This is a genomic window from Streptomyces sp. NPDC107454 (assembly GCF_055582885.1).
In genome coordinates, this window is sequence record NZ_JBVJPA010000004.1 from 439,482 (window position 1) to 452,050 (window position 12,569).

Below are 12,569 nucleotides of genomic sequence, written 5' to 3' on the forward strand. Positions count from 1 at the left end.
GCAGCGGTGACGTTCAGTAGTTGATGACTGACAGCCGCTTACGATCTTCCGTTCGGGATTTTGTGCCGCACCACTGTCACTTCTGCAGGTTCAGCTGCCAGGAGACGCCGAAGCGGTCGTTCACCCAGCCGAACTTGGCACTGAAGCCGTACGAGCCCAGCGGCATCAGCTCCGTGCCCTGTTCGGCGAGGGCGCCGTAGAGGCGGTCGAGCTCGGCCTCGGTGTCGCACTCGACGAAGAGCGAAACCGCCGGGGTGAACCCGAAGGCGTGCTTGACGTAGCTGTCGATGCACATGAACCGCTGTCCAGCGAGCGAGAACGTGGCGCGCTGGACCGTGCCCGCCTCGCCGGGGCCGTCGGCGCCGTAGCGGGAGATGTCGACCACCTCGGCGTCGTCGAACAGCGACATATAGAAGGTCAGCGCCTCCTCCGCCCTGCCCTCGAACATGAGGAAAGTGGTGATCTTCTGTGGCATCGAGGCCATGGTGCTGCCCTCCGGTTACAGGCGTTGGTCCTTCGAGGACGAGGCTAGGACCTGCCACCCACCGTGACCAACCGCACGGGGGGAAGGCCCCTCAGTGCTGCGGAACATCCAGTGCGTTGTGTCCGCGCTGAGCTCCCAGCGGTACGTGCCTCGCGCGTCCTGGGGTTGGACATGCCTGAGGGGCCGGCACATGGTGCCGGCCCCTCAGGCTTCAGTAGCGGGGACAGGATTTGAACCTGCGACCTCTGGGTTATGAGCCCAGCGAGCTACCGAGCTGCTCCACCCCGCGTCGGATTCCTCCACCCTACGCCAATTATCCCGGCCCTGAGACCATGATCGCCGTGGACCCGTCGGCTTACCGAGGTCGGCTGTATCTGACGTAGGAACGGATGGGGTCGGTGGCGTAAGGGCTGTGGCTGCACCGGATGACGGGCTCCGCCGCGCAGGCCAACCGCTTCGGCCGCGCTGTCCCCCGCTGCCGCGCCGTCTCCTTCGATTGCCGGAGCAGGGCCGGAAGCGGACAGGCCGAGCGGACGGGACAGGATCCGGTTCCGACGGCCTACGACTCAACCGCCAGGCGCAGCCCCAGCCCGACCAGGACAGCTCCGGAAATCTGCTCCATCCGGCGGTGAATCGACCGCCGTTGGAGCACACCGCGGACCCGTCCAGCCGGCCAGATCAGCGGGAGGTACCAGAGCAGGTCGATCACGGCCCAGATCACCGAGAAGGCGAGCAAGGTCGGCAGTACGGGAGCGCCCTGCGGCACGAACTGCGGCAGGAAGGAGACGGCGAACACGACCGCCTTGGGATTGGCGAAGTTGGTGACCAGCCCCTGCCAGTACGCCCGCCGGTGCGACACCGCCGCCGTTTCCGCCGGTTCCTCACCCGGCCCGATCACGTGCGCCTCGTACGGGCGGACTTCGACGCGACGGCGTGGCCCGACCGCATCCTGCGCCAGGTCCACGACCTGCTGCCAAGCGGGCTGTTCGCCGCTGTATTGCTTCCTGGACCTGCGCCGGCCGCTCGGCTCGCGGTGCGCCGGCCATGGGCCTGCGGCGGGCTTCCGTGCGACCCGTGCGGATCATGACTGTTGCTCTCTGGCGGTGGGCAGTTTCGCCGTGTAGCGTCGTTCTCAGATGTCGTGGTTCGCAGTATCTGCCCGCGCTCCGGCGTGGGCGTTTTGCTGTGCAGTGCAGGACCAGGGCGATCACCTCCGGGTCCGCGCGGTGCGGAACCCGATATCGACTGGAAGGCACCAGCATGGCCAGCGGAACCGTCAAGTGGTTCAACGCAGAAAAGGGCTTCGGCTTCATCTCCCAGGACGGTGGCGGACCTGACGTGTTCGCGCACTACTCCAACATCAACGCCAGCGGTTTCCGCGAGCTCCAGGAAGGCCAGGCGGTGACCTTCGACGTCACCCAGGGCCAGAAGGGCCCGCAGGCGGAGAACATCACCCCCGCCTGACCTCGCGGTCAGGACGTATGTCAGGGTCCCGGAGCACGTGCTCCGGGACCCTGGCGTGGCTCTTACGGTCACTTGCCGATCCACGCAGGTCCGCCGGGACGCGGTGAACACACCCCGCCTGGCTTCCCCGGTCCGGCCCTGCGCCCGCTTCGAGCGCGGCGAGCCTGTTGAACGGCCGGAGGGACTCGCGGCATGACCGGCCTCCACACCGACGAGGAGCCCACCGAGGAGCCCGCCGAGCACCGGCGCTTCGCCCGCTACTTGCAGGCCCTCGAGGCCGTCGCCGAGGCGGACGAGGCCGACCTGGTGGCTGCCGTCCTGCGTGACCAGGACACGACGATGGCGGACAGTGCAGTGGGCCGCCATCTGGATCGCCGGGCTGCCGATTTGCTGACCGGTCCTGCGTTTACGGCTTGGGCCCAGGCCATGACCGGGGTGATCGTGGATCGCGACTTCCTCACCCTCCGTCTGCGCGAGTGGACCCTGCTCAGAGATATCGCCCTGGGCGAGCCGTGGACCGCGGAGGATCTGAGCGGCGCATCCGATTGGTTCCAGCGCATGGCCACAACCCCGCAGATCGTGGCCTCGCCCGAGGCCCTCGCGCTGCTGGCCGAACGCGGACGAACCCGCCGCGTACGAAACGCAGCGAGCCGTCAGCTGCAACACCGGGACCAGCCCAGTTGACTCGGTCCATAGATCCCCGATGGAGCGGGGTGCGGCCACGCCCGGACGAGCATGCCGCGGCGGATGATGTCCCGTTGCGTCAGGCGGTAGTGCGGGCCGTGCAGGTGGTGACGAGTGCCCGGACGCGGTTCCGGAAGGCTGCGTCCCGGTGAGTGATGCGGTTTTCCACTCCCGATCGGATGATCCGCGCGTCCCCGTCGGCGAGGGCGGACAGCCGGTGCAGGTGGTCGGCGGTCAAGGCGGCGACACCGAGGGCCTCCAGGGCGTCGCGGGCACCTGTCGGGTCGGCTTCCTGTCCGGCGGACCGCAGGACGGCCGCGGCGAGCGCCGTGCGGTCCAGTGAGGCGGGTTCCGCCACGGCCGTGAGGGCCAGTACCGCGGCCGGCACCCGCACGGGATTGTCCAGCAGGGTCTTCAGGCGGGAGGTGAGCGGACGTCCCGCCGGGCCGAGGAGCGCCGTCGTGCGAGCGGCCCGCACCGTCGGCCACTGGGACCAGGAGTCGTGTTCGGCCCGGGCGCAGACCGAGTCCAGAGCGGCGACCACCGCGGCGGCGTCCTTTGTGACGTGCCACAGAGCCTCGGCGAGCGCCGTGTCCGCGTCCAGCGCGGGTGTGACCGCTTCGCCGCCCGGGGACCGAGCGCGCCTACCGTCCCCGCGGGCTCCGCTCCGCGGCGTCCAGCAGGGGCAGGAGCAGCGGAAGTTGTCCGGCAACGGCCGCCCGGACCGTGCCCCGTGCCACGCCGTGTTCGTCCTCGCTCTCGGCCATGCCTCCGAGCAGCATCAGCATGTCAGCCACCTGGCGGCCGGACACCGCGATCCTGGCCAGGAACGGGGCCACTTCCGCACGTGCGGCATAGACCGTCCCCTGATGCAGCACGCTTCCGTGCAACTCCGGCAGCGCTTCGCGTAGGCGTGGCTGGAGGAGGACCAGGGGTGGGAGTCCAAGCCGTCGAGCGGGTGTACGAGTTCGAAGCGGAGCATCGTGCCGGCCACCACCGACGTCAGAGTCAGTCGGCCTCACGGCGTCGCGCACCGACCCTGCCCGCCTCGGTGGTCGTCCGCGAAACGGCGTTGTCAGTGGTCGCCACTATGTTCAGTGGTGTCCCGCCGAAGTGGCGTGGAAGTCCCCTCTGATGCATAGGAGATGGTGCGTTGTCGGATTGGGAGAGGTCGAGCACGGCACGGGTGACAGTGCCCGCGCGGCCGCGGAAGCTCGCCAAGGTGCCCTTCGTCGAGCTGGCCGACGGACGTCTCCAGGGTGTGGTGTCCAGCGGCTCGGACATCGAGCGGGTCTACGTCTCGTCGGTCGCGGCCGGCACCTACGCGTTCGCCTGCAGCACCAACAACAACCGCCCCTGCGGCGGCGCGCGGGGCATGTTCTGCAATCACATCCGGGCCCTGATCAACGAGGCGGTGCTTCAGTACGGCGCCGAGCGCGTCGCCCGCTATCTGAGGGTCGAGCTCGCGGACGGCGAGCCGAGCGGACCTGCCATCGCCCACGTCATGGACAACACACGACCGGCGCAGGGAGACACCAAGGCCGCCGCGCCCGTCTTCAGCCGGTTCCTGCGCCACCTGGCCTATCTCGAACTCGCCCCGACCACCGCGCCGTTGCCGGAGATGCAGTGGTTCCCGCCGACCAGGGCGGTGGCGTGATGCGCGCGGACCTGCTCTCCGACCCCATCGCCGGGCTCGACGAAGCGCTGGCGGCCGTCGACGCCTTCGACCAGGCTCTCGTCGCGGGCCTGCTCCGTCCGCAGCCCGCCCAGGCCGCCGGTCTGACCGAGCTCGCGCACGCCGTCGCGGGGACACCGCTGGCCGCCCGGGTCGCCGAGGCGGCGGCGAAGGCGGCGGCCGGAGCAGCGGGCGAAGACCACTTCGTCGCCCTCGCCGCCGCCCGCACCGCACTGCTCGGCTCCGCCCACGACGCACTGATGACCCGCGTCACCGAGGCGACCGGTCGCCCCCGCGGCGAGGAGACCGTCCCGGCAACCGGTGGGCGGCAGGCGGCCAACGTGCTCGCCGCCGCCCGCGCCTGGCTGTGCGATCTCGCACGCGCCGGATGGCAGGGCATCGACCACGAGGTGGTCTCCGGGGCGGCACAGGTCGTCTCCGCGATGCTTCCGGACCCGTCCCTGCGCCGACCGGCGACGCTCCTCGACGGCTTCGCCGCCGAACTCGCCGCGTCCTGCCCGGGTTCCGCCCTGGAGAGGATCCCGGCACGCCGCTGGGGCGACCTCTGGTCACGCGGCATGCTGCTGACGCTGCCCGGTGCCGCCGACATGCCCGCGCCGGGTGCCGCCACCGGTCGCCTGCTGCCCCTGGGAGTCGACCTCCAGGAACACGCGACCGCGGCACAGGCCCAGGTCCACGCGGTGTTCGAACCCGCCGACGGCTCCGCGCCCGGCCTGGTGCGCGCCACCGTGTCGGTGCCGAAGCCCGACACGGTCGTCGGAGCCGGCCTCTGGCAGCTGCTGCGACCGCACATGTCGCTTCTGGCAGCCGTCGGCGAAGGCCGCTCGATGGAGCTCACCGACATGCCGGTCACCGCCGAGGGCGACCTCATCTGGAGCGACGAGCACGCCCGCCCGAGCGAGCCCGCCGACGCCTTCACCACCGCCCGAGTCGCCCTGCCCACCGCCACCGACCCGGCGACCGCACCGCTGGACCGGCACCCGACGAGCATCGCCGTCCCCGTGTTCCTGGAGGGCTACGCCGCCCAGCAGGAGGACGAGACACTGACGTTCACGGTCGCCGGACACCCTCTCGCCGTCGACACCGACCGCGTTCCGACCGCCGGCCCGCTCACCCCCGAGGCCGTCGCGACATCGAAGGCCTGCATAGGGCTGCTCCGCTGGGACGCCGGAACGTATCGCGTCCAGCCCTTGGCCGTCGAGACGACCGTGCGGAAGAAGCCCGTCGCGCTCCACGCCGGGGCATGGGCCGGGGGTACGACCGACAAGGTCGGCGTCAAGGCCGAGAAGGCCGCCACCGACGCCGTGGCCGTGCTGCGGGAGCGCGCCGGAAGGCTGCTGCGGAAATGACCGACGCGACGACCTCACCCCAACCCCACCCCGAAGCTGACCCTCACGACTCTCACGACCCGCACCACTCTCACGACAACCGCCGTCAGGTTCTGTACTGGCGGCTCCTCGCCCGGCTCTTCGACCACGAGGAGCAGGCGACGCTGGAGTCGGCGAGCCTCGCCGTCGTCGAGGACATCGGCCTGCCGTCCGCGCTGCTGGACCCGGGAGCCTCCGTCGACTCGATCGTGCAGCGCCACCCGGACCTGGCCGAGGAGTTCGACGGTCTGATGGTGCCCGAGGCCGACGACGAGGCCCGGGACCGGGCCGCCGAAGTGCGGCGCGCGGCACTGGTGTCGAAGGTGCTGCTCAACGTCTTCGCCGCCGGCACCGGCACGGTCACCGCCGGACAGCTGGCGCGCTGGCAGTCCGACGCGGGCTGGCTGGAGCGCGCACTCGGCTGCAAGCCGGGCGAGCTGCGCGGTGGCCGCGCCGGCGCGGGGTCCGGGGCAGGCACCGCGGGACCCGGGGTCAGCCCCACCGGTACCGGCGGCCCGGGCCCGACCCCCGACCTCAGCCGGCTGATTCCGGCGATCGGCCCGGAACTCGGCGCGATCGAGGCCGATCTCGTCAAGCGGATGCGCCTGCGCGAGGTGCTGGCCGATCCCCAGCTCGCCGCGCAGCTGACCCCGAGCATGTCGCTGATCGAGCAGCTGCTGCGGGACAAGAACAACCTCTCGGGCGTAGCCCTGGCCAATGCCAAGGCCCTGATCCGCCGATTCGTCGACGAGGTCGCCCAAGTGCTGCGCACCCAGGTGGAGAAGACCACGGTGGGCGCGCTCGACCGCTCGGTCCCGCCCAAGCGGGTGTTCCGCAACCTCGACCTCGATCGCACGATCTGGAAGAACCTCACCAACTGGAGCCCGGAGGAGGAGCGGCTGTACGTCGACCGCCTCTACTACCGGCACACCGCACGCAAGACGACGCCGCAACGGCTGATCGTCGTCGTGGACCAGTCCGGCTCGATGGTCGACTCGATGGTGAACTGCACCATCCTGGCCTCCATATTCGCCGGGCTGCCCAAGGTGGACGTCCATCTGATCGCGTACGACACCCAGGCGCTCGATCTCACCGCATGGGTGCACGACCCCTTCGAGACCCTGCTGCGCACCAACCTCGGGGGCGGCACCGACGGCACGGTCGCCATGGCCCTGGCCCAGCCGAAGATCGCCGAGCCCCGCAACACCGTCGTGGTGTGGATCTCCGACTTCTACGAATGGCGGTCCGAGCCGCTGTTCGACAGCATGGCCGCCATCCACCGCTCGGGAGCCAGGTTCATCCCGGTCGGCTCGGTGACCAGCTCCGGCCGCGGCAGTGTCAACCCGTGGTTCCGCGAGCGCTTCAAGGACCTGGGTACGCCGGTGCTCTCCGGCCACATCCGCAAGCTCGTCCACGAGCTCAAGACGTTCCTCGCCTAGGCGTCCCGCCCGCTCAGACACTCCTCGCTCATCTTTTCTCCGTTCAGAAAGGCCCTGTGATGTCCGACCTGTTGCGTGCCCCCGCCGAGATCAAGTTCGCCGAGGAACTGGACTGGCTGGAGTCGATCGACGACAACCCCAAGCCCTTCTCCTGGCGGCTGTCCCCGAAGATGGTCCGTCTGTTCATCCTGGGTTCCGAGCGTTCCGACGGCCTGGACCGGGAGATCTCGCAGAAGTGGTTCGGTGACCGCAGCTTCGTCGAGCGTTCCATCGTCACGCTCGCCTCCGACCGTGGTCTGCTGCTCATCGGCGACCCCGGCACCGGCAAGAGCTGGCTGGCCGAGCTGCTGTCCGCCGCGATCTCCCGCAACTCCACGCTGGTGGTGCAGGGTACGGCCGGCACCACAGAGGACCACATCAAGTACTCCTGGAACGTGTCCATGGTCATCGCCAAGGGGCAGTCGCGGGACTCGATGATCCCGTCGCCGATCATGACCGCGATGGAGACCGGCGCGATCGGCCGTTTCGAGGAACTCACCCGCTCCACCAGTGACGTCCAGGACGCGCTGATCTCGATCCTGTCCGAGAAGTACATCTCGGTCCCGGAGCTGGACAGCGACAACATCGTCTTCGCCCAGCCCGGCTTCTCGATCATCGCCACCGCCAACAGCCGGGACCGGGGCGTCAACGACCTGTCCTCGGCGCTCAAGCGCCGCTTCAACTTCGTACGCATCCCCGTGGTGACGAACAAGAAGAGCGAGGCGGAGATCGTCCGCTTCCGCACCGAGGAACTGCTGGGCCGTCACCAGATCGAGCTGGACGTGCCGCCGACCCTGCTCGACGTGCTGCTGCAGAGCTTCGCCGACCTGCGCGCCTCCGCGGCCGCGGCCGGCAGCGACGACGAGAAGCTGGAGTCCGCGCTGTCCACCGCCGAGCAGATCGGTGTGCTCGAGGACGCGATCCTGCACAGCAACTTCTTCGGCGAACGCGCCCTGACCGCCCACACCCTGGCCTCCTCGCTCGTCGGGTCACTGGCCCGGCGCGAGCCCGAGGACCTGGCCATCCTCAACAAGTACCTGCACGGAGTGGTCGAGCCGCGCAGCAAGGAAGAGGGCGGCTCCTGGCCGGAGTTCCTGGAGGGCGGCCGCGACGCGATCGCCACCCTGTCATGAGCGGCACGCACGAGAGCATGCATTCGACCACGCACGAAGGCACCTTCGAAGCGCTGCGCGCGCAGTTGCAGGGGGCCGCCGCGACGCTGGCCGACGGGCCCGACGCCCTGGAGGGCATCCTCCTCGGCATCGTCGAGGACGTGGACCGCGCGGTGCGCGAGCCTCTGGAGATCTTCCCCGTCTGCCACCACTCGCCCGCCTCCGCGCTGGCCATGGCACGCCGTCTGCGGGAGAAGCAGCCGAAGGTCGTGTACCTGGAGCTGTGTGAGGACATGGCGCCGCTGCTGACCGAACTGCGCAACTGCAGGCTCCCGGTGGCGGTTCAGGCCTTCGCGACCGAGATCGACGGCTTCCCGGCGGAGTGGTCTCCGCTGTCGGTGGTCGCACCGATCACCGAGGCCTCGGCCGAGTACCAGGCGATCGCCTACGCACTGGACACGCCCGGTGTCGAACTCGTCCTGGTCGACCGTTCCTCGGACCACGTCTTCCAGTGGGACGCACGCGGGACGCACGCCGGCGAGCCCGCCGACCCCGACGCCCCGCCCGTCGAGGAGGAGGCCGCACTGCACGGCGACGCGGTCGGCGTGGAGATCGGCGACCTGCGCCCGCGCTTCGCCGAACTGGAGGAACACCTGCTGCGGCACGGCAGGGTGCGGCACTGGTCGGAGTGGTGGCACCAGTACGTAGAACTGCCGCTCGGTGACAGCGACCACGACACCTACCGCCAGGTGATGCTCCTGATCGGCAGCCTCTTCCGGCGCCTCGCACCCGGCGACCCGCACCGGGTGCGGGTGGACGAGGACCGCGAGCGCTACATGTGGACCAGGATGCGCGAGCACCTGGCCGCGACCGGCACCGATCCCGACGACTGTCTCTATGTGTGCGGAGCCTTCCACGCGGCCAGCCGGGTCGAGGAGTTCGGCGTCCACGGCACCGACATTTTCGAGATCGCCCCGCGCAGCGCGACCAAGTGGCAGCACGGCCTGATCCCGTCCAGCCACGCGGCGATCGAGGCGCAGTTCGGACTCGCCGCCGGTTCGGTGTCGATCGCCGCGACCGTCTGGGCGAAGAACGTCAGCCGCACCCGTGTGCGGCCCTACCGCCTGGCGGGACAGGCGGGCGCGAAGAAGTCGAGGGCGAAGAAGACCGTGGCCGCGGCGGCTCCGGTGCCGGCGCTGCCACCCGCGGACAAGCTGACCGGCTTCCTGCGGCGACCACCCGTCCTCGACCGGCTGGACGAGGAGGAACTGCTCGGCTGGTCCGTGGAGATCGTGCGGGCAGCGCGCCGCAACGGCTACCTCGCCTCCACCGCCGACGCCATCGCCGTGTTCGAGACGTCGATCCTGCTGGCCGGGATGCGCGACCGGGCCAGGCCGACGCCGTACGACTTCCAGGACGCGGCCGTCACCTGCATCGAGAAGGACACCGTGCCGGGCCGGCGCGATGTGCGCCGGCTCGTGGAGATCATGATGGGCGGCGACCGGGTCGGACAGGTCGGCTACGACGCGCTGCCACCGCTGGCGCGCGACGTGCACGACCGGCTCGCGCCGCTGAACCTCAAGCTTCAACAGCGCGGAGTGCAGAGGGCGTTGCTGAACATAGCCGCCCAGCCGGAACTGGAGCGTTGCTCCGACGTGCTGTGGATGCTCCGCCATCTGCTGCCCCAGGGCGCCGCGCGGCCGATCATGGGCGAGCGGAAGCTGGGGGAGCGGTCGATCCAGGAGTCGTGGGACCTGGCGCTGGGCACCCACCAGCGTGCGCTCATCGAGCTCGGCTACGAGGGCGTCAGCATCGAACAGGTCCTTGAACAGCGGCTGCGCCGGACGGCGTACGGTCCGCAGGCCACCACGTCGACCGTTCTGGGGACCGTCGAGGACGCGACGTTGTATCTGCGCAGCCGCCGCCTCGCGGACGAACTGGGCACCCGCGCGCTGGAGGTGCTGGCGACCGAACGCAGCGTCGACGGCGCGCCGGAGGTGCTGCGCCGGGTGCGCCGGCTGCTGGCGTACTACCGCACCAGCGAGCCGACGCTGCCGCCATGGATCGAGTCCTTCGTCAAGACCGGGTACGCGCACTACTGCACCCTGCTGCCCACGGCGTTCACCGACGAGGACGCCACCGTCGGTCATGTGGCGGCGATGCTGGGCTTCCTGTTCAGCATGGAGAGCCTGGCGCTGTCGCTGGGCTGCGACCGTACCCAACTGGAACTGGCCGTCGGCCAGTCCCATCCGGCGGACCCCTCGAAGACGGCCCTGCTGTGGGCGGCGCAGACACAGCTCGGGAACCTCTCCCGGGCCGACCTTCGGGCGAGGTGCGACGAGCTTCTCGGCAACCCGCTGGTGGTGCCCGCCTATCCGCGCTACCTCAGTGGCTTCGTACACGCCCTGGAGCCCGTCCCTGCCCTCACCGACTTCGTCGTGGAAGCAGTGTCGAACGCGTTCGGACGGCTGCCGGACCCGGTGCTCCTGCCCTGGCTGCCCACCCTGATCACCACTTTGCGTGCGAGCGGCACAGAGCTTGCCCCGCTGCTGATCCGGGAGGCCGGACGGATCTTCCCCGGCCGGCTGGCGGCGCTGGACGCGTGGGTGCCGCCGTGGCGTGCGCAGTCGGTGCCGGAGGCCGTGCCCTCGGCGCCCGGCGCGGACGACGGCCCCGGCGCCGCGCTGCTCGCCGCCCACCCCGCGACCTGCGACGCGCTGGCGAGCCTGCTGGGCTGTGAGGGTACGTGGCGGACGGCGGCTCCCGGCCCGTCCGGGGCGGCGCTGCTCGGTCTTCACCCCGATACGGCGCTGGCATTGGAGGCGCTGCTGGCCGCCCCCTGACATCGGGCCCGAGAACGCTCGTCCATATTCCGACCGGGTGCTAATCGAGGCCGAAGTCCCCAGGAAGTGGAGCGAGTCGGAAGAGTCGCGTGGGGACGGCGGCGGCGAGGAGCTGGTAACCGGCCGGGTTGAGGTGGAGGTGGTCGCCGACGTCGATCGCGGTCCGCAGACGGGCCGGTTGCCCGGGGTCCTGGGCCGCCCGGTCGAAGTCGACGACGGCGTCGAAGCGGCCGCTCGTGCGGATCCACCGGTTGACCGCCTGACGGGAGGCCTCCCGGTATCCGGCCGCGTCGTCGTACCCGGTGTTGCCCCCGAAGGGCGTCAAGGTCGCTCCGTACACCCGGATGCCCTGTGCGTGCGCCCTCACGACGATCTGTTCGTAGGCCGCGATCAGATCCGCCGTGACCTGTTTCTGGGCGGCTTCGGTGGGCTCGGCGGTGCCGATGTCGTTGACTCCCTCGAAGACCAGCAGCCATGCGACACCACTCTGCGCGAGGACGTCACGGTCGAGTCGGGCGAGAGCATTGGGCCCGAGACCGTCGTGGAGCACGCGGTTGCCGCCGGCCGCCTGGTTGAGGATCGCGACCCCGGCCGGACTCTCCTCGGCCTGCAACCGCCTGAGCAACTCGTCCGGCCAGCGGTTGTTGAGGTTGGTCGTGGAGCCGCGACCGTCGGTCAGCGAGTCGCCCAGCATCACGGCCGCCGCGCCGGTGCGAGGCGACCAGGTCTCGACGCCGCTGAGGAAGTACCAGTGGTCGGTGGGGGTGGCTCCGGGCAGGTCCTCGTCCCCGACGTGGTTGCCGGACAGGAGGTAGGAGGTGGTCCGGGATCCGGGGTGGGAGGTGATGCTGGTGGACGCCTGCCCCTCGGCCAGGTAGGCCGTCACGGTGAGGTTGGTCCCCGGGGCGAGGTCGAAGTCCAGGGGGTCGGAGACCACGGGGGCTCCCACCGGAACCACCACCGAGGGGCGGCCGCCGAAGGTCACCGGGCGGGAGGTGCCGCGCCGGATCGCGCTGACGCCCGCCTGCCCGTCGAGGGGCAGCGCCACGGGGACCGAGGTGATCGGCAGCTCCGCGCCGCCGAACGCGTTGGAGAAGCGCAGCCGCAGATGCCGTCCGCCGACCGACACGTGGATGGTCTGCCGCAGGGTCGCGTCGGCGAGCACCCGGCCGTCCCGCGTGAACGGCGCGGGCGGCATGTTGGCGGGTTCGGTGAGCTGAGGCATGGAGACCCAGGTGTTCACCCAGTGCCCGTTCGACGGCTGATGCGTTTCAGTGGGGCGAGACGAGCCGAGGCCGGTGTCCGCCGCCCGCACGGCGGACGAGGCGACCACGAAGGCGGCCGCGAGTAACCCCGCGACCACCAGGCTCACGATCGACGATCTTCGATTCATGGATGTGCGCCCTCCCTGATTCCCGTGCTGCGGGGTTCCCAGTGATGC

Annotated in this window: 12 protein-coding genes and 1 tRNA gene; 7 read left to right on the forward strand and 6 right to left on the reverse strand. The window is 70.4% G+C overall.

The features are described from left to right. Window positions 1-76: 76 nt before the first annotated feature. The 3 genes from ACZ69M_RS12205 to ACZ69M_RS12215 form a co-directional block, all read right to left on the reverse strand. Window positions 77-475 carry a VOC family protein gene (locus tag ACZ69M_RS12205; RefSeq protein WP_470049083.1) on the reverse strand — a complete coding sequence of 133 codons (399 nt, stop codon included), beginning with the start codon at window positions 473-475 and terminating at the stop codon, window positions 77-79. A gap of 224 nt (window positions 476-699) precedes the next feature. After that, a tRNA-Met gene (locus tag ACZ69M_RS12210) sits at window positions 700-773 on the reverse strand. Window positions 774-1,043: 270 nt separating this feature from the next. Beyond that, window positions 1,044-1,448, reverse strand: a complete 405-nt coding sequence (locus tag ACZ69M_RS12215) for a LysE family translocator (protein WP_470049085.1) — start codon at window positions 1,446-1,448, stop codon at window positions 1,044-1,046. Window positions 1,449-1,744: 296 nt separating this feature from the next. Here ACZ69M_RS12215 and ACZ69M_RS12220 point away from each other — a divergent pair, with 296 nt between their 5' ends. After that, entirely contained in the window at window positions 1,745-1,948 is a 204-nt protein-coding gene (locus ACZ69M_RS12220) for a cold-shock protein (RefSeq protein WP_060899524.1), read from the forward strand. 192 nt (window positions 1,949-2,140) lie between these two features. Next, complete coding sequence (locus ACZ69M_RS12225) at window positions 2,141-2,632, forward strand: hypothetical protein (RefSeq protein WP_470049087.1); 492 nt, start codon at window positions 2,141-2,143, stop codon at window positions 2,630-2,632. Window positions 2,633-2,711: 79 nt separating this feature from the next. Here the strand turns inward: ACZ69M_RS12225 and ACZ69M_RS12230 are convergent, their stop codons facing one another. Together ACZ69M_RS12230 and ACZ69M_RS12235 are read right to left on the reverse strand one after the other, a co-directional pair. Beyond that, a complete protein-coding gene (locus ACZ69M_RS12230) occupies window positions 2,712-3,176 on the reverse strand; it encodes a hypothetical protein (RefSeq protein ID WP_470049089.1) in 465 nt (154 codons plus the stop codon). 100 nt (window positions 3,177-3,276) lie between these two features. Beyond that, window positions 3,277-3,510, reverse strand: coding sequence for a hypothetical protein (locus tag ACZ69M_RS12235; RefSeq protein ID WP_470049091.1), 234 nt, complete (start codon window positions 3,508-3,510; stop codon window positions 3,277-3,279). A 275-nt stretch (window positions 3,511-3,785) separates the two neighbouring features. On the opposite strand from ACZ69M_RS12235, the gene ACZ69M_RS12240 reads away from it, so the two are divergent. Genes ACZ69M_RS12240 through ACZ69M_RS12260 form a run of 5 tightly spaced genes read left to right on the forward strand, consistent with a single transcriptional unit; the run spans window position 3,786 to window position 11,128 of the window. Continuing rightward, on the forward strand, window positions 3,786-4,289 hold the full coding sequence (locus tag ACZ69M_RS12240; protein WP_470049092.1) for a hypothetical protein: 504 nt from the start codon (window positions 3,786-3,788) through the stop codon (window positions 4,287-4,289). Next, a complete protein-coding gene (locus tag ACZ69M_RS12245; RefSeq protein WP_470049094.1) occupies window positions 4,259-5,677 on the forward strand; it encodes a hypothetical protein in 1,419 nt (472 codons plus the stop codon). Before ACZ69M_RS12240 ends, ACZ69M_RS12245 begins: the two co-directional genes overlap by 31 nt. Continuing rightward, a complete protein-coding gene (locus ACZ69M_RS12250) occupies window positions 5,674-7,134 on the forward strand; it encodes a vWA domain-containing protein (protein ID WP_470049096.1) in 1,461 nt (486 codons plus the stop codon). The genes ACZ69M_RS12245 and ACZ69M_RS12250 overlap by 4 nt, the downstream gene beginning before the upstream one ends. 59 nt (window positions 7,135-7,193) lie before the next feature. Next, window positions 7,194-8,306 carry an ATP-binding protein gene (locus tag ACZ69M_RS12255; RefSeq protein ID WP_352050774.1) on the forward strand — a complete coding sequence of 371 codons (1,113 nt, stop codon included), beginning with the start codon at window positions 7,194-7,196 and terminating at the stop codon, window positions 8,304-8,306. Further along, a complete protein-coding gene (locus ACZ69M_RS12260) occupies window positions 8,303-11,128 on the forward strand; it encodes a DUF5682 family protein (protein ID WP_470049098.1) in 2,826 nt (941 codons plus the stop codon). The genes ACZ69M_RS12255 and ACZ69M_RS12260 overlap by 4 nt, the downstream gene beginning before the upstream one ends. A 40-nt stretch (window positions 11,129-11,168) precedes the next feature. Here ACZ69M_RS12260 and ACZ69M_RS12265 read toward each other — a convergent pair whose 3' ends face one another. Next, window positions 11,169-12,521: an SGNH/GDSL hydrolase family protein gene (locus tag ACZ69M_RS12265; RefSeq protein WP_470049100.1), complete on the reverse strand. Its 1,353-nt coding sequence runs from the start codon at window positions 12,519-12,521 to the stop codon at window positions 11,169-11,171. Window positions 12,522-12,569 lie beyond the last annotated feature (48 nt).

Excerpts from the sequence above, each read along its gene's own strand:
- ACZ69M_RS12260 (WP_470049098.1), top strand. The coding sequence starts at position 8,303 with ATGAGCGGCACGCACGAGAGCATGCATTCGACCACGCACGAAGGCACC.
- ACZ69M_RS12265 (WP_470049100.1), bottom strand. The coding sequence starts at position 12,521 with ATGAATCGAAGATCGTCGATCGTGAGCCTGGTGGTCGCGGGGTTACTC.
- ACZ69M_RS12255 (WP_352050774.1), top strand. The coding sequence starts at position 7,194 with ATGTCCGACCTGTTGCGTGCCCCCGCCGAGATCAAGTTCGCCGAGGAA.
- ACZ69M_RS12205 (WP_470049083.1), bottom strand. The coding sequence starts at position 475 with ATGCCACAGAAGATCACCACTTTCCTCATGTTCGAGGGCAGGGCGGAG.
- ACZ69M_RS12220 (WP_060899524.1), top strand. The coding sequence starts at position 1,745 with ATGGCCAGCGGAACCGTCAAGTGGTTCAACGCAGAAAAGGGCTTCGGC.
- ACZ69M_RS12250 (WP_470049096.1), top strand. The coding sequence starts at position 5,674 with ATGACCGACGCGACGACCTCACCCCAACCCCACCCCGAAGCTGACCCT.
- ACZ69M_RS12225 (WP_470049087.1), top strand. The coding sequence starts at position 2,141 with ATGACCGGCCTCCACACCGACGAGGAGCCCACCGAGGAGCCCGCCGAG.